This is a genomic window from Microbispora sp. H10885, assembly GCF_014161415.1.
GTDB lineage: Bacteria > Actinomycetota > Actinomycetes > Streptosporangiales > Streptosporangiaceae > Microbispora > Microbispora triticiradicis.
In genome coordinates this window covers 1-21,554 of record NZ_JABBWY010000011.1, presented here as the reverse complement: position 1 = coordinate 21,554, position 21,554 = coordinate 1, and the positions used below count along the sequence as shown (strand labels likewise).

General features: G+C 71.3%; 22 protein-coding genes. 11 read left to right on the top strand and 11 right to left on the bottom strand.

The features are described 5' to 3' along the window. Positions 1–19: 19 nt before the first annotated feature. Positions 20–1,192: a mannosyltransferase family protein gene (locus HHX37_RS27185; RefSeq protein WP_182882377.1), complete on the bottom strand. Its 1,173-nt coding sequence runs from the start codon at positions 1,190–1,192 to the stop codon at positions 20–22. A gap of 256 nt (positions 1,193–1,448) precedes the next feature. On the opposite strand from HHX37_RS27185, the gene HHX37_RS27180 reads away from it, so the two are divergent. Both HHX37_RS27180 and HHX37_RS27175 read left to right on the top strand, forming a co-directional pair. After that, positions 1,449–2,891: a hypothetical protein gene (locus tag HHX37_RS27180; RefSeq protein WP_182887288.1), complete on the top strand. Its 1,443-nt coding sequence runs from the start codon at positions 1,449–1,451 to the stop codon at positions 2,889–2,891. 175 nt (positions 2,892–3,066) lie between these two features. Then, positions 3,067–3,228 carry a hypothetical protein gene (locus HHX37_RS27175; protein WP_165900712.1) on the top strand — a complete coding sequence of 54 codons (162 nt, stop codon included), beginning with the start codon at positions 3,067–3,069 and terminating at the stop codon, positions 3,226–3,228. Between the two features lie 106 nt (positions 3,229–3,334). Here the strand turns inward: HHX37_RS27175 and HHX37_RS27170 are convergent, their stop codons facing one another. Further along, entirely contained in the window at positions 3,335–3,616 is a 282-nt protein-coding gene (locus HHX37_RS27170; RefSeq protein ID WP_111701172.1) for a metal-sensitive transcriptional regulator, read from the bottom strand. A gap of 175 nt (positions 3,617–3,791) precedes the next feature. Here HHX37_RS27170 and HHX37_RS27165 point away from each other — a divergent pair, with 175 nt between their 5' ends. Next, entirely contained in the window at positions 3,792–4,175 is a 384-nt protein-coding gene (locus HHX37_RS27165) for an anti-sigma factor antagonist (protein WP_182882379.1), read from the top strand. A gap of 17 nt (positions 4,176–4,192) precedes the next feature. On the opposite strand, the gene HHX37_RS27160 is transcribed toward HHX37_RS27165, so the two are convergent. From HHX37_RS27160 to HHX37_RS27135, 6 genes are all read right to left on the bottom strand, one after another. Beyond that, positions 4,193–5,269 (bottom strand): glycosyltransferase, encoded by a 1,077-nt coding sequence (locus HHX37_RS27160; protein ID WP_182887287.1) that lies wholly within the window; start codon positions 5,267–5,269, stop codon positions 4,193–4,195. Further along, a complete protein-coding gene (locus HHX37_RS27155; RefSeq protein ID WP_182887286.1) occupies positions 5,266–6,060 on the bottom strand; it encodes a hypothetical protein in 795 nt (264 codons plus the stop codon). Before HHX37_RS27155 ends, HHX37_RS27160 begins: the two co-directional genes overlap by 4 nt. 160 nt (positions 6,061–6,220) lie before the next feature. Further along, positions 6,221–8,329, bottom strand: coding sequence for a (Fe-S)-binding protein (locus HHX37_RS27150; protein WP_182887285.1), 2,109 nt, complete (start codon positions 8,327–8,329; stop codon positions 6,221–6,223). Positions 8,330–8,574: 245 nt separating this feature from the next. After that, complete coding sequence (locus HHX37_RS27145) at positions 8,575–9,189, bottom strand: TetR family transcriptional regulator (protein WP_310740560.1); 615 nt, start codon at positions 9,187–9,189, stop codon at positions 8,575–8,577. Between the two features lie 2 nt (positions 9,190–9,191). Continuing rightward, positions 9,192–10,007, bottom strand: coding sequence for a class I SAM-dependent methyltransferase (locus HHX37_RS27140; protein ID WP_182887284.1), 816 nt, complete (start codon positions 10,005–10,007; stop codon positions 9,192–9,194). An 11-nt stretch (positions 10,008–10,018) separates the two neighbouring features. Further along, positions 10,019–10,834, bottom strand: coding sequence for a sugar phosphate isomerase/epimerase family protein (locus tag HHX37_RS27135; protein ID WP_111701166.1), 816 nt, complete (start codon positions 10,832–10,834; stop codon positions 10,019–10,021). A gap of 163 nt (positions 10,835–10,997) precedes the next feature. On the opposite strand from HHX37_RS27135, the gene HHX37_RS27130 reads away from it, so the two are divergent. The 7 genes from HHX37_RS27130 (at position 10,998) to disA (ending at position 16,384) form a co-directional block, all read left to right on the top strand. Beyond that, positions 10,998–11,696, top strand: coding sequence for a class I SAM-dependent methyltransferase (locus HHX37_RS27130; protein WP_182887283.1), 699 nt, complete (start codon positions 10,998–11,000; stop codon positions 11,694–11,696). Positions 11,697–11,772: 76 nt separating this feature from the next. Then, positions 11,773–12,153: a MerR family transcriptional regulator gene (locus HHX37_RS27125; protein WP_111701164.1), complete on the top strand. Its 381-nt coding sequence runs from the start codon at positions 11,773–11,775 to the stop codon at positions 12,151–12,153. Next, a complete protein-coding gene (gene trxA, locus HHX37_RS27120) occupies positions 12,150–12,464 on the top strand; it encodes a thioredoxin (RefSeq protein ID WP_182882383.1) in 315 nt (104 codons plus the stop codon). Before HHX37_RS27125 ends, trxA begins: the two co-directional genes overlap by 4 nt. Before the next feature lie 60 nt (positions 12,465–12,524). Further along, on the top strand, positions 12,525–12,929 hold the full coding sequence (locus HHX37_RS27115; protein WP_182882384.1) for an ArsR/SmtB family transcription factor: 405 nt from the start codon (positions 12,525–12,527) through the stop codon (positions 12,927–12,929). Next, entirely contained in the window at positions 12,926–13,564 is a 639-nt protein-coding gene (locus tag HHX37_RS27110) for an SRPBCC family protein (protein WP_182887282.1), read from the top strand. The genes HHX37_RS27115 and HHX37_RS27110 overlap by 4 nt, the downstream gene beginning before the upstream one ends. Positions 13,565–13,659: 95 nt before the next feature. After that, positions 13,660–15,087: a DNA repair protein RadA gene (gene radA, locus HHX37_RS27105; protein ID WP_111701160.1), complete on the top strand. Its 1,428-nt coding sequence runs from the start codon at positions 13,660–13,662 to the stop codon at positions 15,085–15,087. A 208-nt stretch (positions 15,088–15,295) separates the two neighbouring features. Further along, entirely contained in the window at positions 15,296–16,384 is a 1,089-nt protein-coding gene (gene disA / locus HHX37_RS27100; RefSeq protein WP_182875130.1) for a DNA integrity scanning diadenylate cyclase DisA, read from the top strand. A 17-nt stretch (positions 16,385–16,401) separates the two neighbouring features. Here the strand turns inward: disA and HHX37_RS27095 are convergent, their stop codons facing one another. After that, positions 16,402–17,097, bottom strand: a complete 696-nt coding sequence (locus tag HHX37_RS27095) for a hypothetical protein (protein ID WP_182875131.1) — start codon at positions 17,095–17,097, stop codon at positions 16,402–16,404. A 175-nt stretch (positions 17,098–17,272) separates the two neighbouring features. On the opposite strand from HHX37_RS27095, the gene HHX37_RS27090 reads away from it, so the two are divergent. After that, positions 17,273–18,139 carry an A/G-specific adenine glycosylase gene (locus HHX37_RS27090; protein WP_310740559.1) on the top strand — a complete coding sequence of 289 codons (867 nt, stop codon included), beginning with the start codon at positions 17,273–17,275 and terminating at the stop codon, positions 18,137–18,139. A 28-nt stretch (positions 18,140–18,167) separates the two neighbouring features. Here the strand turns inward: HHX37_RS27090 and HHX37_RS27085 are convergent, their stop codons facing one another. Together HHX37_RS27085 and HHX37_RS27080 are read right to left on the bottom strand one after the other, a co-directional pair. Further along, a complete protein-coding gene (locus tag HHX37_RS27085; protein ID WP_111701156.1) occupies positions 18,168–19,103 on the bottom strand; it encodes a TIM barrel protein in 936 nt (311 codons plus the stop codon). Positions 19,104–19,518: 415 nt separating this feature from the next. Continuing rightward, the coding region (locus HHX37_RS27080; RefSeq protein ID WP_182887279.1) for an ATP-dependent Clp protease ATP-binding subunit at positions 19,519–21,554 on the bottom strand (2,036 nt) is incomplete at its 5' end.

Here is a 21,554-nt window from a genome sequence, read left to right as displayed (position 1 = left end):
GGAAGCTACTTAGCGCCGATCAACCCGTCCACGCACCTGTGGTGAAATTTCCGACATTAATTGCCATGACTGGCGCGGCGACCGCCAGGTAGGCCATCATCACCCACGGCTTCCTGCTCCCGGCGACGCCCACCGTGACGTAGAGCGGCCACCACAGCAGCGAGGCGCGCCCGATCGACATGTAGAACGACGACATGGCGAGCAGCGCCACCGCCTGTGGCGCCAGATAGGCGACGTCGGCCCAGTTCCGCCGGACCAGCATCCAGAGGATCAGGACGACCAGCACGAGCCCGGCGATGATGTCCTCGCGGTACGCCGTGGTGAGGATGGGTTCGTCGATCGACCTGTTCCAGGTGTTGATGAACGCGGTCCAGGGCGCCTCGGGGTAACGCCCCCAGTACTGCGCCTCCGCCGCCTTCCAGGCCATCAGGTCGCCGGTGCGGTGCCACAGATAGAGCATGTACGCCAGCACCGGCAGGCCCGGGACGACCATCCAGGGAGCAGTCCGCCACCCGGTCGAGCGCAGGCCGTTCGCGGAGAAGAGGAACATCACCGCGAGGCCCGCGGCCAGGAAGAGACCGGAGATGCGCACCGACGCGGCGAAGGCGGCGCACAGGGCCGCCGACTCCCACCTGCCGTTGCGGGCCAGCAGCCAGGCCGGGACGGCCAGCGCGAGGAAGGGCGCCTCGGAGTATCCGGCCAGCAGGAACGTGGCGAACGGGCTGAGGAAGAAGGCCAGCACCACCCAGGTGCCGCTGCCCTCGCGGTACGACTCGCCCAGCCGGTGCAGGGCCACCGCGACGACGGCGCTCGCGACGAACGACACCAGCACGATCGCCAGGTCCCAGTTCGGGATGACCAGGTGCAGCGACCGCAGGAACATCGGCAGGCCGGGGAAGAACGCCACCAGCTTCGGCGCGTCCGGCATGCCAGGCGTGCCGTCGTAGCCGTACTGCGCGATGGCGATGAAGTTCTCGGCGTCCCAGGGCGTGAGCCGGTCGAGCATCGGCGCCTCGGTGCGTCCCGGGGCCGCGAGGACCATGTAGATGTAGGTCCCGATGTGCCAGAAGAACCAGATCAGCAGAGCCGTGGCGTCACCGGGGCGGCCCGGCCACCGCCATCCGCGGCTCTCCCGCTCCGAGCGCGGTCCCTCCGTCTGCTCACCGGTCGCGGTGCCATCCGGAACGTCCACGGGCGTCCCCTTCGCCGATTCCTCGACAACGCCCTGTTCCCGGTCGGCCCCGGCCTGCTGGATCTCAGTCACGAGCACCTATGCAATACGTCATGGACAGTCCCTGCCAAGGTAAGCATGCCGGGTTTTGTCGGCAGACGGTCAAAAAAGTCGTCGGACCCGGTCCGACCGGCCGCGGCCGGTGAAACTTTCACCGGCGGGCCCTCCGGCCACCTGCCACCGGCACGCGCCCTTACCGGCGATTTACCATGACTGGGTGTACTGGGACGGGTTCACGGCGATGGAGCAGGACGTGCGCGCCGTCGTCGGCGATCCCCGCTGGACGCTTCTTCCCCCGCTCACGCGGGCGCACACGCTCGCCCAGCGCGCGCTGCTGACCCCGGACGGATCCCGGTGGCTCTTCGGCGCGCATGCCCGCTGGTACCGGCTCGACCGGGTGGACGGCCGCTGGCACCTCTCGGCTCCCCCGCTGCACCCCGCGATCCGGTCCGACGCCCGGCCGCACCCGCCGGGCGTGGCGATCCCGCCCGCCCTGGTCCCGGCCGGGCCCGACTTCGCCTACGACCGCGGATCCACCCAGGCGTTCGTCGGCCCGGACGTGCCGCACGAGATCACCGAACGGCTCCGGGCGCTGCTGCTCGCCCACCGGGGGCTGCGCCGGGAGGACTTCCCGCTGAGCGGCGCCTACCGGGAGATCTTCGCCCGCGACGTCGCGAGCACGGTGGCCGCCGTGTGGGGCACGATCATGTGGTGCGCGTACGCCCCGGCGTTCGACGGCAACGAGGTCATGCTCTCGATGTTCGGCGAGTTCCTGGCCCGCCCGCTGCCGGGGGACGACTGGGTGCGCTGGCTGCCCCTGGGCTCGCTCGACGCGCTCGTGGCCCTCTACGCGGAGCGGATGCGCTCCGGCGCGCAGCAGGCGGGCCTGCGACTGGCCGGGCTGATGGCCGAGACCGCCACCGTGCTGCGCGCCGACGCCCGGTTCCGCCCGCGCGCCGAGGCGCTGATCGCGATGGCCGAGCCACTGCTCGCCAGCCCCTGGCTGGACCACCACGCCCTCCCCGGCGGCGCCGTACGGCAGGCCTGGCTGGCACGCTGCCCGCCGCACCTCGTCTCCGCGACGCTCCCCGAGTGGGCGCCCGGCGAGCACTTCCGGCACACGTTGTACGACCTGGTCGAGGCGCTCGCCTACACCGCCTCGCGCGGGATGGACCCGCGGGCCGTGGCGGCCGCGCTGCTCGCCGCGGACGTCGCGGGCGTCTGCGGCGTCTCGGAGCCCGCCTGGGCCCCCGGGGCCTCCGGCACCGCGCGGGTGGTCACCGCCCTGTATCCGTGGATGGACGACGAACAGCGGCAGGCTCTCTATCTCGCGCTCGCCGATCCCGCCCACCCGCTGCGGGGGTGCTGGCCGGCGGGCGGAGTGCTGCCGGCCGCGCTGCTGCCGCCCGACCGGACGACGGCCGCCGCCCTGCTCGGGTCCGCGTACGCGGCGGGGCTGGCGTGGTGCGCGCTGACCGGCACGCCCGCGCCGCCCGAGGGCTTCGCGGTGCCCGCCGCCGTGGTCCAGTGCCTGATCCACCAGCGGGACGACCCGCGCCCGCAGGAGCCGCGGGCGGAGCACAGGGCTGACCTGGAGGAGTCCGGGGCCTGGCTGTTCGAAACGTCAAATTCGGATATTTCATCCTTACCTCCGCTTTAGCAATCCCTTCCCTCCATCACCGTCCTTTTCATCGAATCGTGATCTCGGAATCGGGGAAATGGTCACCGAGGGACACGAGGTACGGGTCGGGAATGGTCACGATGGGCCATGTCGCGGTGGAGTACCCGGACGTAACCTCGTGATGGGTGTGGGCTGCGGAAGGAAGGACGACGCGGTGGGGCACGACGATCTGGACTCCCGGGTCCACGACCGTGTCGCGTTGGACGAGATCGCGCTCTACGCCGAGGTACTGGAGGCCGTGAACATCACGGAGAACCGGCTGACCTTGGAAGAGCTCGACAACGCGCTCGGCTTGCGGACTTCGGCGAGCCACTGAAGAACTGAGAGCATGGTCCGTCCCGGGCGTCCTGATGCGCCCGGGGCGGCTTGCTCCGTCGACCCGTGCCGGCCCGTCGAGGAGCGGTTGATCCCGCCGGGTCCGTTCAGGACCGCACGAGGCGGGCGATGGCGGCCGAGGCCTCCCTGATCTTCTCGTCGGCCTCCGGACCGCCGCTCTTGACGGCGTCGGCCACACAGTGGCCGATGTGATCCTCCAGCAGGCCGAGGGCCACCGCCTGAAGGGCGCGGGTGGCCGCCGAGACCTGGGTGAGGATGTCGATGCAGTAGGCCTCTTCGTCCACCATCCGCTGCAGCCCCCGGATCTGTCCCTCGATCCGGCGCAGGCGGGTGAGGTAGGCCTGTTTGTCCCCGCTGTACCCGTGCATCCTTCAACGATACCCGGCGCGGGTATGAACCGGTGTGCTCCGCCGCGAGCGCCCGGAGCTGCACGATCGCCTGTCCGGGGCATCGTTTGTCATGTGCAATCATTGACGGACGGGTTCCGGCGGCTCCCGGATCCGCCAGGACGGGACGAGGCGAGGCGAACAGAGGCGATCGCGAGTGGAACTGGGACGGTACGGAGAGCCCGAGACCTTCTCGATGCTCACCGTCCTCCAGGACCACGTCGTCGTCATCCACATGTACGGCGAGCTCGATCTGATCGCGGCTCCCGCCCTGCGCGCCTGCCTCGCCGAGGCGGTCGGGCTGCGCAACCCGCCCCGCATCGTGGTCGACGCGGAGGCCCTCACCTTCTGCGACTCCACCGGGCTGAGCGTCCTCATGGGTGCGCTGCCCGCCGTCCGGTCGGTCGGCGGGGACCTGGCGCTCAGCAACGCGCACGGACGCTTCGCGCGGATGCTCAGGATCACCGGACTCGACTCGGAACTCCCGGTCCACGACTCCGTCGCCTCCGCCGCCGCCTTCCTCGCCGGCCCCGAAGCCTAGGTCGGACCCCGTGCCCGTCAGTCGCGGGAGCGGAGGCCGTACATGAGGTCCTCCCAGCGGGCGGCGACGCCGGACGCGGCGTGGCCCGAGGCGCTCTCCAGCGCGCCCGCCGCGAGGGCCATCCGGCGGCGCTCGTCGTCGACGAGGGTGAGCAGCGCGCCGGCGAGCGACTCGACGTCGTCCTCCCCCTCGGCGACCAGCACGCTGTCGAGCCCGGGGCGGAGGAACTCGGCCGGGCCGCGCGGCCCGGCGTAGCCGACGACCGGCACCCCGCAGCTCAGCGCCTCGATCACGGCCATGCCCTGGGCCTCCTGCCGGGACGGCGCCACCACGACCGACGCCTTGGCGAACTCTCCGGGCAGGTCGGGGGTCGCGCCCATGAAGTACACGTGGTTGTGCAGGGCGAGATCGCGGACGAGGGCGCGCAGCCGCCGCTCCTCCGGACCTCCGCCGTACAGCCGCAGCCGCCAGTCGGGCCGTTTGTCCGCGACGATCGCGAAGGCGCGCACCAGCTGGTCGTACGACTTGCCGGGCACGAGCCTGCCGCCCGCGCTGACGATCCGGTTGTCCATGCGCGACCGCGGCCAGGGCCCCTGCGGCAGGGCGTCCGGGATGACGTGAACCGACAGGTCGTCCTCGAGCAGGCGCGCCCACTCGTCCCGGCGGCCGGGGGTGGTGGTGACCACCGCGTCCAGACGGGGATAGAAGCGGCGGATCGGACCGGGAACCGAGGGCCTGTTCCACTCCCGGGCGATGCGGACGACTCCGCGCGGCGCGTGCCTGGCGGCCTGCACGCCCAGCGACGGCCGGGTGGTGACAAGGACGTCGGCGCGCAGCCCGCGCAGCGTCCGCCACAGCGCCACCTCGGTGCGCACCTGGCCCCGCGGCAGCAGGTGGTGAACGCCGGGCCGGGCGTCCACGAGCCAGCGCAGCGCCACCCGGCGGTCCACCGGGAAGAACGGCGTCTCCCTGGTGCGCCGGATGCTCACCACCTCCACCTCGTGCCGTGCGGCCAGCCCTCCCGCGAGGTTCAGGACGGCCCGCACGTCGCCGCGCATGCCGTACGCCGACGGGAGCACGAAGGCGACTCTCACACCCCCACCTCCAGGAGCAGGTCGTCGCCGGAGGTGAAGCTGGGCCTGACCGGCACGCCGTCCACGAGGGCGCGCGGATAGTGGACGCGGCGGCGCTTGCCCTCGACGTCGTCCAGGCGGGCGCTCAGCGGCAGCACGCGCTCCAGGCCGTCCACCTCCAGGTACGGCTGCCATGTGCCCTGCGAGCCGGGCGTGGCGGCCAGCACGTCGCACAGCGAGAGCGCGGCGTGGAAGCGGACGCCCTGGACGGTGGCGGAGGACCGCAGGGCCGCGGCCGGGTCGCCGTGCCGCAGCGTGAGCGTGGCCCGCCGTTGCTGGTCGTCGTCGTCGAAACCCGTGTAGGCCAGCAGGCCCGTCACCTCGAACCGCCCCTCACGGAACCACACCGCCCGGATGTCCGCGGCCGGCTCCGCCTGGTCTATCTTCAGCGCCAGATATCCGTTACGCGTGCGATAGGCGCGGTACGCGAGGGTGCGCCGCCCGAGCGCGTACGCGTCGAGGCGGTCGAGCGAGAAACCGGGATCGACGCTCTGGATCCGGGTGCGGGGCCCGTCCTGTTCGAGGTAGGCGTCCCAGCGGCCCGGTTCGAGATCCAGTGGCGCGAGCGAGATCGCGACGCTGGCGTCCCTCGTCTTCCTGCCGGAGGCACCCAGCGTGACGTGCCGTTCCTCGCCGGTGCCCCGCTGCCGCAGGACGAGCCGGGTGCCGTCCACGAGCGGCTGTTCGATGGCCAGCCGCAGGGAGAGGACGTCGGCCAGGGTGACCTCCGCGTCGCTGACGACAACACCCACCGTGCCGCCCCCTCCCCGTCGATTGAGCCAACGTTGAGGTTACCGTGATTCTCCTGTTATGTGGAGAAAGCGTTTGCCGGCTCTTCACTGAAACATGTATGAATCACTCGTTCTGACGGAGAAAATCCACAAAATGTGCGGTCCGTCAGCAAAGAATTCGTTAACCCTGCTTGACGGATTTGATGAGGAGCTGGGCGACGTCGACGACCTCGATCGACTCCTTGGCCTGACCGGCGTTCTTCTTCTCGTTGATCGCGTCGCCGAGCATGACGAGGCAGAACGGGCATGCGGTGGAGACGGTGTCGGGATCGGTGGTCAGCGCCTCGTCCACCCGTTCGGTGTTGATTCGCTTGCCGATGCGCTCTTCCATCCACATACGCGCGCCCCCGGCGCCGCAGCAGAAACCACGTTCCCCGCAGCGGTGCATCTCCTGGGTCGTGACCCCCGGCACCTTGGCCATGATGTCGCGCGGCTGGGCGTACACCTTGTTGTGCCGGCCGAGGAAACACGGGTCGTGGTAGGTGATCTTCTCCTCGATCGGGGTGATCGGCGTGAGCCGGCCCTCCTCGACCAGGCGCGCCAGCAACTGCGTGTGGTGCACCACCTCGTAGTGCCCGCCGAGCTGGGGGTATTCGTTGGCCAGCGTGTTGAAGCAGTGCGGGCAGGTCGCGACGATCTTCTTGACGCCGGCCTCGTTCAGCGTCTCGACGTTCTGCTGCGCCAGCATGCTGAACAGGAACTCCATGCCCAGGCGCCGGGCGGGGTCTCCCGAGCACGCCTCCATCGGCCCGAGTACGCCGAACTTCACACCCGCGATGTGCAGCAGCTCCGCGACGGCCTTGGTCGTCTTCTTCGCCCGGTCCTCCAGGGCCCCGGCGCAGCCGACCCAGAACAGGTACTCCACGTCCTCGGGCATCTTCTCGTCGACGAGGGTGACCTCGAAGTCGAGCTCCTCGATCCAGTCGGCGCGCTTCATCTCGGACATGCCCCACGGGTTGCCCTTGTTCTCCAGGTTCTTGAGCATCACCCCCGCCTCGGACGGGAACGACGACTCGATCATCACCTGGTAGCGGCGCATGTCGAGGATGTGGTCGATGTGCTCGATGTCCACCGGGCACTGCTCGACGCAGGCGCCGCAGTTCGTGCAGGACCACAGCACGTCGGGATGGATGACCCCGTCCTCGCCGACCAGCGGCTTGTCGAGCAGGGCCAGCACGTCCTGCGACAGGTTCTCCTTCTCCTGCTCCCCCGCCAGCAGGTAGGGGGCGACCGCGAAGGCGTGGTCACGCTGGTCGAGGATGAGCATCTTGGGCGACAGCGGCTTGCCGGTGTTCCACGCCGGGCACTGGGACTGGCAGCGCCCGCACTCGGTGCAGGTGTAGAAGTCCAGGAACCCCTTCCAGGACGTGTCGGCGATCTTGCCGCGGCCGAACACGTCCGTCTCGGGGTCGGCCTCCTCGAAGTCCAGCACCTTGCCGTCGCTGCGCATCGGCTGGGCCGGGCCGAGGCCGTCCGGGCGGCGGGAGAACAGCACGTTCAACGGCGCGGTGAAGATGTGCAGGTGCTTGGAGTTCACCACGATGACGAGGAACACCAGCATGACGCCGATGTGCAGCAGCAGGCCCGTGGCCTCCAGCCCCTCGCTGTCGGGCAGGATCTTCGCCACCGCCTGTGAGGCGAAGGCCCCCGACCGGTAGGGGAAGTTGCCGGTGTTGACGGCCGCCCCCCGGAACAGGAACATCGTCCAGATCACATTGAAAATCATGAACAGGATGAGCCAGGCGCCGCCCAGATGCGACCCGGAGAACCGGGAGCCGCGGCCCAGCTTCTTCGGCGAGTTCCTCACGCGGATGACCGCGAAGGCGATCAGCCCGATCAGCGCGGCGACCGCGATGAAGTCCTGCAGGAAGCCCAGCACGGGCCAGGTCCCGATCAACGGGATGTGGAAGTCCGGCGTGCCGGTGACCGCGCCCTGGACGAGCGCGCCGTACGCCTCCAGGTAGACCGAGGCGAGGATGAAGAACGCCCACATCACGAAGAAGTGCGCGGTGCCCGACGGCGTCCACTTGAGCAGCTTGCGCTGGCCGAACACCTCCACAAGCTGCGCCCTGACCTCCGCGCCGGCGTGCTGCCGGGCGTACTCGATCCGCTCCGGGGCCGGCTGACCACTGGTCGCGAGCCGGTAGAGGAACAGCACACGCCGGCCCGCCAGCGCGACCGCGGCGGCGGTCGCGACGAGGCCGGCTATCGCTATCGCTACCCAGAGCACGAGCCCTCCCGCTTTCAACGTCGGCTGCCACCATAAGCACGCGGCGCCTTCACCGGGACGGCCGGGGGCCGGCCCTGTGGAAAACCCGCTTCCCGCATGGTACCGACGAGTAACATATGCCTGTCACGCCATCGGTGTGGCGCGCGTCACAGCGTTCCCGCGGCACCAGACTAGAACGAAGCTCTACCCGAACGCATGCGGGGCCCCACCTGACCTGCCGGCACCGGTGACGCCTGTCCTGGTGCTCATCCGTCCAGGTAACGCTGCACCACCGGGGCCAGCAGCGCGACGAGTTCCTCGATGTCCGCCGACGCCATCGGCTCCATCCCGAGGATGTACCTGATCATCACCACGCCGAACATCTGGGCGAAGGCGGCCTCGGCCCGCAGCGGCGGGACGCCGAGCGCCTCGGCCACCCGGCCCAGGATCGCGGTGCCGAAGAACTCCCGGATCATGCCGACGGCCTGCTCGTTCACCATCGCCGTCCGCATCACCCCGAGCACCCGCTCCCGCGCCGCGGGGTCCGCCGTCATCGTGAGGATGAAGCGGACGATCCGCTCCCCGATCTCCTTGCGCGGCCCCGCGAGAAGCATGGGGACGACCGTCGAGGGGTCCGCGGGGAGCTCCATGGCCGCGACGAACATGCCCTCCTTGTTGTCGAAATAGTGGTGGAGGAGGGCGGGGTCGACGCCGGCCTCGCGGGCGATGCCCCGGATCGTGGCCTTGTCGAACCCCTTCTCCGCGAAGACCCTGCGCGCCGCGGCCAGGATCTCCCCACGTGTGTCCGCCGAGCCGGGACGCCGGCCCGGCCGCCGCGGCCGCCGGCCGCCTCCCGACACCTCCGGGACCTCGGTGGTCACGGTCAGCCCCTGCGTCCCACCGCGAGGTACACGCGCATGGGCACGGTGAGCCTGCCGCCGGGGAACACGCGGCCGAGTTCGGCGCGCTCCCGGGCGATCAGGTCCGCCACGACGTCGCCGTCCATGCTGGCCATGTAGGAGTGCGTACGCAGGTCGGTGAGGAAGTCCTCCAGCAGCACCGACCTGGTCCAGGTGACCCAGGTCTCGGCCACGTCGAGGCCGGCGCCCGCACCGTCGAGACCGTCGCCGAGACCGCCGTCGAGACCGCCGCGCGACATGGCCGCGGCGAGGGGCGGCATGCTCCACCCGGGCAGCACCGGCCCGATGTACCCGGGGCAGGACTCGGCGAGCCGCACCTGGTTGGCCGCCAGCCAGTCGGCCTTGCCGGGGTCCACGCTGTTCCACCATCCCGCGACCGCGCCGCCCGCCCTGGTCACCCGTACGGCCTCGGCGACCGACAGCGCGGGGTCGAGCCAGTGCCACGACTGGGCGTAGGTCACGAGGTCGGCGACACCCGCGCGAAAGGGCAGGTCGTCGCCGTTCGCCAGGATGGCCGGACAGGTCGTGCGGGCCCGGAGACGGGCCAGCATCCGCTCCCCCCGGTCGACGGCGACGACCCGGGCGCCGCGGTCGAGCAGCCCCCGGGTCGAGATGCCGGTGCCCGCCCCCACGTCGATCACCGTCGCGCCGTCGAGCCGGATGCCCGACAGTTCCTCCAGAGCGAGGTAGAGGGCCTCCGGATAGTGCGGCCTGGCCGCGTCGTACTCCTCCGAGACGCGGTCGAACACCCGGTGGCTGCCGGTCAGCCGTTCGTTCATGAGGCCGTCGTTCATGAGGCGGTCGAGGAGGCGGCGAAGTGGTGCCTGGCGAACGCGAGCGCCTCGGTGAGGTCCTCGATCCGCTCGGTGCGGCTGGCCGCCCTGCGCGTGTTGATCTCCAGGACGATCAGCCCGCGATATCCGCTCCCGGCCAGGCGCTCCAGCATCGGGGCGCACGGCTGCGTCCCCCGGCCCGGGACCAGGTGCTCGTCCTTGTTGGTGGTGCCCAGGCCGTCGGCCAGATGCAGGTGGGCCAGCCGGTCGCCGAGCTTGGTGGCCATCTCCATCGCGTCCGTGCCGGACACCGCCGTGTGGGACAGGTCGAGCGTCACGTCGGGGAAGTCGTAGTCGACCGGGTTCCAGTCCGGCGCGTACGGCACGACCTCGTTGCCCCTCGCCCGCAGCGGGAACATGTTCTCCACCGCGAAGACGACGTCGGTCTCGTCGCGCATCCTCGCCAGGCCCTTCTCGAACTCCTTGGCGTAGTCGCGCTGCCAGCGGAAGGGCGGGTGGACGACGACCGTCCGCGCGCCCAGCCGTTCGGCCGCCTCGCGGGCCCTGCGCAGCTTCGCCCAGGGGTCGCGCCCCCACACCCGCTGGGTCACCAGCAGACAGGGCGCGTGTATGGCCAGGACCGGGATCTGGTAGTGGTCGCGCAGCCGCTGGAGGACCTCGACGTCCTGACTGACCGGGTCCTGTCCCACCATGATCTCTACGCCGTCGTACCCGAGCCTGGCGGCCAGTTCGAAGGCGTCCGGGGTACGTTCCGGGTACACCGACGCGGTCGACAACGCCACCTCGCCGCTGGGCACGCGGATGTCACTCATGAGGCCAGCCTCCCCTGGCGGCCCCCGGGCACGATCCAGTCCCGTGGCCGTGGCCGTCCGTTCGCTCCCTGCGCCCGTTCACGGATCCAGCCTAAGCCGCACCCGCGCCGCGCGCCGCTTCGCCACAATCAACTACCCAAGGTCGCGAACTAATGTGGGGCGCATGGCACGGATCGTGAGCGGGGCCGTACCCAGCCCGAACATCTGGAACACCCCCCAGGTCTACGAGCTGGAGAACCGCGCCGTCGGGCCGGCGGGCGCCGTCGAGGCCGCGATGCGGGCCGTACGGCCGTGGGACGGCGCGACGGTGCTCGACATCGGCTGCGGCACGGGCTTCCACCTGCCGTCGCTCGCCGCGTCCGCGGCGAGGGTGCTGGGCGTGGAGCCGCACGGCGGCCTCGCCGCCGGGGCGGCCGCCCGCTGCGCGTCGCTGCCCAACGTCGCGGTGCGCACCGGCACCGCGCAGGCGCTGCCGGTGCCCGACTCGTCGGCGGACGTCGCGATGGCGCGCTGGGCGTACTTCTTCGGCCCGGGGTGCGAGCCCGGGCTGCGCGAGCTGGGACGGGTGCTGCGCCGGGGCGGCGTGGCGTTCGTCGTGGACGTGGACGCCTCCCGCGACGCCTTCGGCCGCTGGTTCCGCCGGTCGCTCCCGTCGTACTCCCCCGAGGCCGTGGAGCGCTTCTGGTCGCGGCAGGGCTGGCGGCGCGAGCCGCTGGACCTGCGCATGACCTTCGAGTCGCGGGCCGACCTGGAGGCGGTCCTGCGCATCGAGTTCACCCCCGAGGTGGCCGAGGCCGCGCTGCGGGAGAGCGAGGGACTGGAGATCGCCTACCCGAACGTCCTCAGGTGGCGGGAATTCTGAGCTCCGCCCTTGACCTTGTCACCGGCGTCAACCTTTACCGTCGTGCCCGGAGGCGGGCGGGCCGAGGAGGAGACCGATGCGGATCGGCGAGCTGGCCCGGCGCGCGGGTGTGAGCACCCGGGCGCTGCGCTACTACGAGCAGCAGGGCCTCATCAGGTCGCGCCGCTCGGCGAACGGCTATCGGGAGTACGACGAGTCGGACGTCCGGCTCGTCACCGAGATCCGCGCCCTGATGGCGGTCGGCTTCACCCTGGAGGACGCCCGGCCGTTCGTGGACTGCCTCAGGTCGGGGCATCCGTCGGGAGGCTCCTGCCCGGAGTCGGTCGCGGTGTACCGGCGCAAGCTGGCCGAGATCGACGACCGGATCCGGGACCTGCTGGCCCGCCGCGCCGAGGTGGCCGCCCAGCTCACCGACGCCTGCCCCGGCTGCCTGGTGACACGACGAGGAGAATCATGATCACGTTGACCGCGGAGAACTTCGACGAGCAGGTGCTGCGCAGCGGCACACCGGTGCTGGTGGACTTCTGGACCGACTGGTGCCCGCCCTGCAAGATGATCGCCCCGATCCTGGAGGAGATCGACGCCGAGCTCGGCGACCGGCTCACGGTGGCCAAGCTCAACGCCGACGACCACCCCGAGATCGCGCGGCGTTACAACGTCCTCGGCTTTCCCACCCTGAACCTCTACCGGGACGGCGAGGTCGTGCAGCAGATCGTAGGTGCCAAGCCCAAGCGCCTGCTGCTCGCCGACCTCGCGGACCATCTGTAGTCCCGAAGGCGGCTTAAATAAGCGTTGACTTTTATAAGCCGCTCTCGGCATAGTGGGCCCGTGCACGCATTCGACGCGCTGGGGGATCCGGTGCGGCGCCGGATCCTGGAGCTGCTCAGCGATGGGGAGCAGACGTCGGGCGCCGTCACCGCCGCCGTCCGCGCCGAGTTCGGGATCTCGCAGCCCGCGGTCTCCCAGCATCTGCGGGTGCTCCGCGAGTCGGGGCTGACGTCCGTACGGGCGGAGGGCACGCGGCGGCTGTACGCCGTCGAGACGGCGCCGCTGCGGGAGATCGACGCGTGGCTCGACCGGTTCCGCGGCTTCTGGCAGCAGCGGCTCGACGCGCTCGACACGGAACTGGCGCGGGGGAAACGGGAGCGGCGGCTCCGGCAGGAGCCCGGCGGCGCCGATGGCCGGCACATGTCCCAGCACGAGGCCCACGACGTAGAGGAAGAGCGGCAATGAGCGACTTCATCGACGAGATCAACGAGGTTCACCGCGCGGTCGGCACGCGCGACCTGGCGGAGGGCGAGGCCCGTACGGTGCTGCTGCGGCGCACCTACGACGCCGCGCTGGAGGACGTGTGGGACGCCTGCACCGACCCCGAGCGGATCGGCCGCTGGTTCCTTCCGGTGACCGGCGAGCTGAAGCTCGGCGGGCACTACCAGCTCCAGGGCAACGCGGGCGGGGAGATCCTGCGGTGCGAGCCGCCGCGGCTGCTGCGGGTGAGCTGGCTGTTCGGCGAGAACCCCGGCTTCAGCGAGGTCGAGGTGCGGCTCACCCCGGAGGGCGGCGAGCGCACCGTGTTCGAGCTGGAGCACGTCGCCGTGGTGCCGGCGGAGTTCTGGGACCGGTTCGGCCCGGGGGCCACCGGAGTGGGCTGGGACCTGGCGCTGCTCGGGCTCGGGCTGCACCTGCGGGGCAACATGATCGACGACCCCTCGGCGTGGGAGCAGTCGGACGAGGCGCGCGCGCTCATGACGCACAGCAGCACGGCGTGGGGCGAGGCGTACCTGGCCTCCGGCGCGCCGGAGGACGTGGTGAACTCCGCGGTCGCCGGCACCACCGCCTTCTACGTACCGGAGAAGCCGGAGGGCTGAGTCGTGTCCTCCGGGCCGGCTTCGGGGGCGTCTCCGGATCGGCTTCGGGCGGCTTCGGGGGCGGACTGTCGGCGGCGACCGGTAGCCTCCCGCACGTGAGCAGGGCAGCGAAACCGGCGTACCGGTGCGGCGAGTGCGGCTGGACCACGGTCAAGTGGGTCGGCAGATGCGGGGAGTGCCAGGCGTGGGGCACGGTCGAGGAGGCCGGGGCCCGGCAGGGCGTCCACGTGGTCAAGCCGGGTGCGGTCACCGCGCCGGCGGTGCCCATCGGCCAGGTCAAGGCCGAGGTGGTGAGCGCGCGGACGACGGGCGTGCCCGAACTCGACCGCGTGCTCGGCGGCGGCATGGTCCCCGGTGCGGTCGTGCTTCTCGCCGGGGAGCCCGGCATCGGCAAGTCGACGCTGCTCCTGGAGGCCGCCGCCCGCACCGCGCAGGGCGAGACCGTCCTCTACGTGACCGGCGAGGAGTCCGCGGCCCAGGTGCGCATGCGCGCCGACCGCATCGGCGCGATCGAGGACCGGCTCTATCTCGCGGCCGAGACCGACCTGTCCGCGCTGGTGGCCCACGTGGACAAGGTGCGGCCCGGCCTGCTGATCGTCGACTCGGTGCAGACGATCGGCTCGGCCGACGTCTCGGGCGTGCCCGGCGGCGTGACCCAGGTCAGGGAGGTCGCGGGCAACCTGGTCCGCCTCGCCAAGGAGCGGGCCATGACGACCGTGCTCGTCGGCCATGTCACCAAGGACGGCACGATCGCCGGCCCCCGCGTGCTGGAACACCTGGTGGACGTCGTCCTCCACTTCGAGGGCGACCGCAACTCGCGGCTGCGGCTGGTGCGCGCGGTGAAGAACCGCTTCGGCCCGATCGACGAGGTCGGCTGCTTCGACCTGAACGAGCGCGGGATCACCGGGATCTCCGACCCGAGCGGGTTGTTCGTCTCGCGCCATCCCGAGCCGGTGCCGGGCACCTGCGTCACCGTCACCATCGAGGGCACCCGGCCGCTTCCGGCGGAGCTTCAGGCCCTGGTCGGCCCCACCGAGGCCCCGCAGCCCCGCCGCACCTCCTCGGGCCTCGACTCCTACCGCGTGGCGATGGTGCTCGCCGTCATCGAGCGGCGGCTGCGCGCGAAGATCGGCAAGTGTGACGTCTTCACGGCGACCGTGGGCGGGATCCGGCTGACCGACCCGGCCGTCGACCTCGCGCTGATGCTGTCGGTCGTGAGCGCGGCCGGCGACCAGGCGCTGCCCTCGGGGCTCGTCGTGCTCGGCGAGGTCGGCCTCGCCGGTGAGCTGCGGCCCGTACGGGACGTGCGGCGGCGGCTGGCCGAGGCGGCGCGGCTGGGTTTCACCCGGGCCCTGGTGCCGTCCGGCTCGCTGGAGGAGGAATCCCCCCGGCTGGACAACGCGGCGAGCCGCGGCCGCCTCGTGGCGCTGCGCTCGCCGGTCGGCCGCACCACCTCCTTCGCGCCGGGCTTCGAGGTGACGGAGGTCGAGAACGTCTGGGACGCCCTCAACCACATGAGCTGAGCCGGGACAGGGTGCGGTGGGACAGGGCGCGGTGGGGTGCGCTGTGCCACAGGTGGGCATGACGTCACGCGGGTAAACTGAGGCCTTCATCGAGCCCCCGAGAGGGCTTCGACCGGCCGGCCGCGGAGTGTATCGCGGACCTCGCGCGGCGAGGACCGGTAGACAGACGATCCCACGGAGACGATCGGGCGAGCCCACCGAGGTGCATGTGCTGGACAACGACAAGGCGGCCGACGAGCGCAGACGGGCCGTGCTCGCCACGCTCGCCCCGGGGACGGCGCTGCGCGACGGCCTGGAGCGCATCCTGCGCGGTCACACCGGCGGCCTGATCGTGCTCGGCTACGACCGCACCGTCGAGGACATCTGCACGGGCGGGTTCACCCTCGACGTCGAGTTCTCCGCGACCCGCCTCCGCGAGCTGGCCAAGATGGACGGCGCGATCGTGCTCGACGTGGCCCAGCTCAGGATCGTGCGGGCGGCCGTGCATCTCGTGCCGGACCCCGCGATCCCCACCAACGAGTCCGGCACCCGGCACCGTACGGCCCAGCGGGTGGCCAGGCAGACGTCGCTCCCGGTCATCGCGATCAGCAAGTCCATGCGGATCATCGCGCTCTACCTCGACGGCATCCGCTACGTGCTGGAGGAGTCGGCCGCGATCCTGTCCAAGGCCAACCAGGCCCTCGCCACGCTCGAACGCTACAAGATGCGGCTCGACGAGGTCTCCGGCGCGTTGTCGGCCCTGGAGATCGAGGATCTGGTCACGGTCCGCGACGTGGCGGTCGTGGTGCAGCGCCTGGAGATGGTCCGCCGCATCGCCCGGGAGATCGAGGGGTACGTCGTCGAGCTCGGCACCGACGGGCGGCTGCTGTCCCTCCAGCTCGACGAGCTGTTCGCCGGGGTGGAGACCGACCATCGGCAGATCATCCGCGACTACGTCCCCGGCTCGCTCGGCGCGCGCCCGTACGGCGACGGCGACGCGATACGCGAGCTCGACGAGCTGTCCTCCGGCGACCTGCTCGACCTGGCGAAGGTCGCCCAGATCCTGGGCCACCACGGCACCGAGGCCCTCGACACACCGGTCAGTCCCCGCGGCTTCCGCCTGCTGACCCGGGTCCCCCGGCTGCCCGGCGCGATCGTCGACCGGCTCGTCGACCACTTCGGCGGCCTGCAGAAGCTGCTGGCGGCCACCACCGACGACCTCCAGGCCGTCGGCGGCGTGGGCGAGACCCGGGCCCGCAGCGTCCGCGAGGGCCTGTCCCGCCTCGCCGAGTCGTCCATCCTGGAGCGCTATCTCTGACCCGCGTCCCGGTGGAGTCAACGCAGGTGGAAGACGACCTTCGGGCTCTTGAGCCGGCCCGCGTGCGCGGTCGCGACGTACGTCCCGGGATCGGCGGACGACCGCTTGCCGGCGCAGGTGGTGCCCGAGCGGTGGCGGTCCCACCGGACCGTGCGGACGAAGGGGATCCCCCGCTCCAGCGCCTGCCGGTCCACGCCGTCGCCCGCCACGCAGTCGGCGGTCGACCACACCCGCTCGCCGCCCGACAGCACCCGCATCTCCAGGGTGCGCGGCCCCACGTCCACCGTGCACTCGACCCTGCCCGTGCTCACCACCGTCAGCAGGAAGGTCGGCGCGGTGTCCTTGCCGTACACGTCCTGCCCGCTCTGCAGGGCGAGCACGAGGTCCTTCTCGTCGCAGGGGTCGCCGGGACGGCGCGGCCTGCCGGGCGTCGGCGAGGCCGAGCCCGATGCGGACGGGGACGGTTGCCCCGGGATCGCGGCCGAGCCGGCCGTCTTCGCGGGCAGGCCCGCGGGGAGCGAGACCACCAGCCGGTCTGAGGGCGTCGTCCTGACGACGGCGGCGGTGTCGTCCGATCGTCCCGAGGCGCTGCTGCACGCCCATGCCACGACCGCCACCACGACGAGCATCCCCGTGAGCACCGACACCCGGCGGCGCCAGTAGACGTCCGCCCCCTCGACGCCCACGTCACCACGGAAAGTGTCCGGATCCATACGGACAGTATGGGGAGACGTGGCGCGGCAGGGGAAACAACGCGCCGTGTCATGCGCTTTCCCAGGTCATCGGCCTGCCGGTCCTTTCCGGACTTGGACGGCGATGCGCGGCATCGGCCTGGCGGAGAACGCTGCCCGGCCACGCGCGGCGGGGCCGGTCGGTAGGGTCGGGGCTGTGTCAGCCTCCCTGCGTGAACCCATCCTCGACTGGTACGCCGAGCACAACCGCGACCTGCCCTGGCGGCGCCCCGAGGCGACGCCGTGGGGCATCCTCGTGAGCGAGATCATGCTCCAGCAGACGCCCGTCGTGCGGGTGCTGCCCGTGTGGACCGAGTGGATGGAGCGCTGGCCCACTCCGGAGGCGCTCGCGAAGGAGTCCCCCGGCGAGGCCGTGCGGCACTGGGGACGGCTCGGCTACCCGCGCAGGGCGCTCAACCTCCACGCCTGCGCGCGCGCCATCACGACGGACCACGGAGGACGGGTGCCGTCCACGTACGACGAGCTCCTGGCCCTGCCCGGGATCGGCGACTACACGGCCGCCGCCGTGGCCAGTTTCGCGTACGGCGGCAGCCACGCCGTGCTGGACACCAACGTGCGGCGGGTGCTGGCCCGGGCCGTCCGGGGCGAGGAGTACCCGCCGAAGGCCCCCACGGCGGCCGAGCGGCGCCTGGCGGAGTCCCTGGTGCCCCCGGTCGGCGCACCGCGCTGGGCCGTCGCCGTGATGGAACTGGGCGCGCTGGTCTGCACGGCGCGGGCGCCGCGGTGCGAGCGCTGCCCGGTCACCTCCCGGTGCGCCTGGCGGCTGGCCGGCCGCCCCGCCCACGACGGCCCGGCGCGTCAGGGCCAGACGTACGCGGGCACCGACCGGCAGTGCCGGGGACGCCTGCTGGCCGTGCTCAGGGAGGCGCACGGCCCGGTGCCGAAGCAGGCGCTGGACGCCGTCTGGGCCGACCACGTGCAGCGGGAGCGCGCCCTGGACGGCCTTCTCGACGACGGCCTGGCGGAGACGCTGCCCGACGGCACCTACCAGTTGCCCTCCTGACCGGCCGGTCGCCCTCCTGACCGGTTCCTCAGGCGGCGAGCTTCAGGCCGAGGGCGGTGAGGTTGCGGCGGGTCCAGTCGAGCTCGTCGGCGAGCTTCGCGACGAGGGCGGCGGGGCCCTTCGCCTTGGGGGTGGTCCCGTGGTGGGCCTCCACCTCCACGTGCGCGGTGCCGTTCACCGCGCCCGACAGGATCGCGGTGAGCGTGTCGGCGATCACCGGCTGTGTGCTCGGAATCTCCTGGCCGTGGTCGTGCACGTGGCTCAGCTTGACCACGGGCGCACCCGCGAGGGCGAGCCCGCGCAGCGCCGCGTCCGGCTCCTCCGCGCCGCACGACAGGTGGCAGGCGTCCAGGCAGACGCCGAGGTGCTCGGAGTCGATGTCGCACACGCGCGCCAGCGCCTGCTCCGTGGTCTCCAGCACGCAACCGGGCCAGGGCTCGAATCCCACCCGGATCGTCTTGCCGGTGACGCTGTAGAGGCCGCGAAGCTCCCGCGACAGCCGTTCGAGGCGGCGGGAGGCGATGGAGTGCAGGTCGGCGGGCCAGTCGCGGCGCCAGCCGATGGGAATCGTCGAGATCCCACCCGACTGCACGTCGTCGGGCAGCAGGAACGCGAGGATCTTCGCCAGCGACATCGTGTAGCGGTAGCGCTCCGGCTTGGCCCAGTCGGGCCCCGGCACGTCCTGGTTGCGCCCGCCGGTGCCGTTCAGGCTGACGCACTCCAGGCCGCGCTCCTCCAGCGAGCGGCGCAGCCGCACGAGTTCGATGCGGTCGGCGACCAGGTGGTCGGCCACGGCGGGGGCGAGCCACAGGCCGATGCCCAGCCGCTCGACGCCCAGTCTCCTGCGCACGGGCACGGCGTATCGCGTGAGGTGGGCGATCAGGTTCTCCAGGTCCTCCGCGGGATGTACGCCCGCGTTGTAGGCCAGGTGAACCAGCGTCCCGTCGTCGTGCAACAGGCGCATCAGTGCCTCCAAGGCTTGTGCACTTCCGGACCGCCATTTCACCCACGAGGGGTGTCCCGACCGCATGGGACGCCGGTCCTCCTATCACCGGGATCCACCCGGCCGGACCGAGCCTCCCCCGTACGCCCGGCCCGCCGCGTCCCTCCCGCAGCGGATCTCAGGTACGTCGCGGGAATGACACGAGCGGCCCGTCATGCGCCTCCGGCATGCCGGTGGCACAGTCTGACTCTACAAAGTGTAGTACTACGTTCGGTGGTGTGATACCGGTTCTCGTCCACTATGTTGCGCGCGTGTTACCTGGATCGCCGGAGCCCCGGCGGCCGTGGTGCTCCGGAACGCCGAAGGGGCGCCCCTCGCGGAGCGCCCCTTCGGGTGGAACAGGTTGTTCGGGCTGTGCCCGGCTGTCGCAGGACGGTCAGCGCTGGACCGTCTCCGCGATCGAGGCCGCCGAGTCCGGCACGGACGGGCTCTTGGCCTCGCCCGTGAAGGTGAACTTGGCGTTGTCGCCCTCGCCGTCGATGTCGATCTTGACGACCTGGCCCGGCCGCAGCTCGCCGTAGAGGATCTTCTCCGACAGGGTGTCCTCCAGCTCGCGCTGGATCGTCCGGCGCAGCGGACGGGCGCCCATCACCGGGTCGTACCCCCGGTCGGCCAGCAGCTGCTTGGCGGCCGCCGTCAGCTCCAGGCCCATGTCGCGGTCCTTGAGACGCTCGGCCACCTGGGCGAGCATCAGGTCCACGATCTGGATGATCTCCTTGGGCGTCAGCTGGTGGAAGACCACGATGTCGTCGACACGGTTGAGGAACTCCGGCCGGAAGTGCTGCTTGAGCTCCTCCTGCACCTTCGCCTTCATCCGGTCGTAGTTCGACTCGGTGTCGTCCGACCGGGCGAACCCGACCCCGATGCCCTTGGAGATGTCCCGGGTGCCGAGGTTGGTCGTCATGATGATGACGGTGTTCTTGAAGTCCACCACCCGGCCCTGGGCGTCGGTCAGGCGACCGTCCTCCAGGATCTGCAGCAGCGAGTTGAAGATGTCCGGGTGGGCCTTCTCGATCTCGTCGAACAGGACGACCGAGAACGGCTTGCGCCGCACCTTCTCGGTCAGCTGGCCGCCCTCCTCGTACCCGACGTAGCCGGGCGGGGAGCCGAACAGCCGCGAGACGGTGTGCTTCTCCATGAACTCGGACATGTCCAGCATGATCAGCGCGTCTTCGTCCCCGAACAGGAACTCCGCCAGCGCCTTGGACAGCTCGGTCTTACCGACTCCGGAGGGGCCGGCGAAGATGAACGAGCCACCCGGACGGCGCGGGTCCTTCAGACCGGCGCGGGTGCGGCGGATCGACCGCGACAGGCCCTTGATGGCGTCGTCCTGGCCGATGATCCGCTTGTGCAGCTCGTCCTCCATGCGGAGCAGCCGCTGCGACTCCTCCTCGGTGAGCTTGAAGACCGGGATGCCGGTGGCGGTGGCCAGGACCTCGGCGATGAGCTCCTCGGTGACCTCGGCCACGACGTCCATGTCGCCGGCCTTCCACTCCTTCTCCCGGCGCTCGCGCTTGAGCTGGAGCTGCTTCTCCTGGTCGCGCAGCGCGGCGGCCTTCTCGAAGTCCTGCGCGTCGATCGCGGACTCCTTCTCACGCCGGACGTTCGCGATCTTCTCGTCGTACTCGCGCAGGTCCGGCGGCGCGGTCATCCGGCGGATCCGCATCCGCGAGCCCGCCTCGTCGATCAGGTCGATCGCCTTGTCCGGCAGGAACCGGTCGCTGATGTAGCGGTCGGCCAGCGTCGCGGCGGCCACCAGCGCGCTGTCGGTGATCGACACACGGTGGTGCGCCTCGTAACGGTCCCGCAGGCCCTTGAGGATCTCGATCGTGTGCGACAGGCTCGGCTCGGCCACCTGGATCGGCTGGAACCGCCGCTCCAGCGCGGCGTCCTTCTCCAGGTGCTTGCGGTACTCGTCCAGCGTCGTGGCGCCGATGGTCTGCAGCTCACCGCGGGCCAGCATCGGCTTGAGGATGCTGGCGGCGTCGATGGCGCCCTCGGCGGCGCCCGCGCCGACGAGCGTGTGCAGCTCGTCGATGAACAGGATGATGTCGCCGCGGGTGCGGATCTCCTTGAGGACCTTCTTCAGGCGTTCCTCGAAGTCGCCGCGGTAGCGCGACCCGGCCACCAGCGCGCCGAGGTCGAGGGTGTAGAGCTGCTTGTCCTTCAGCGTCTCGGGCACCTCACCCTTGACGATCTTCTGGGACAGGCCCTCCACCACCGCGGTCTTGCCCACACCGGGCTCGCCGACCAGCACCGGGTTGTTCTTCGTACGGCGCGACAGCACCTGCATGACGCGCTCGATCTCCTTGTCCCGGCCGATCACCGGGTCGAGCTTGCCCTCCCGCGCGGCCTGGGTCAGGTTCCGCCCGAACTGGTCCAGCACCAGCGACGTCGACGGCGCCGACTCCT

Excerpts from the sequence above, each read along its gene's own strand:
- HHX37_RS27170 (WP_111701172.1), bottom strand. The coding sequence starts at position 3,616 with ATGCACGGGTACAGCGGGGACAAACAGGCCTACCTCACCCGCCTGCGC.
- HHX37_RS27140 (WP_182887284.1), bottom strand. The coding sequence starts at position 10,007 with ATGAACGAACGGCTGACCGGCAGCCACCGGGTGTTCGACCGCGTCTCG.
- HHX37_RS27135 (WP_111701166.1), bottom strand. The coding sequence starts at position 10,834 with ATGAGTGACATCCGCGTGCCCAGCGGCGAGGTGGCGTTGTCGACCGCG.
- HHX37_RS27130 (WP_182887283.1), top strand. The coding sequence starts at position 10,998 with ATGGCACGGATCGTGAGCGGGGCCGTACCCAGCCCGAACATCTGGAAC.
- HHX37_RS27125 (WP_111701164.1), top strand. The coding sequence starts at position 11,773 with ATGCGGATCGGCGAGCTGGCCCGGCGCGCGGGTGTGAGCACCCGGGCG.
- trxA (WP_182882383.1), top strand. The coding sequence starts at position 12,150 with ATGATCACGTTGACCGCGGAGAACTTCGACGAGCAGGTGCTGCGCAGC.
- HHX37_RS27110 (WP_182887282.1), top strand. The coding sequence starts at position 12,926 with ATGAGCGACTTCATCGACGAGATCAACGAGGTTCACCGCGCGGTCGGC.
- HHX37_RS27095 (WP_182875131.1), bottom strand. The coding sequence starts at position 17,097 with ATGGATCCGGACACTTTCCGTGGTGACGTGGGCGTCGAGGGGGCGGAC.
- HHX37_RS27085 (WP_111701156.1), bottom strand. The coding sequence starts at position 19,103 with ATGCGCCTGTTGCACGACGACGGGACGCTGGTTCACCTGGCCTACAAC.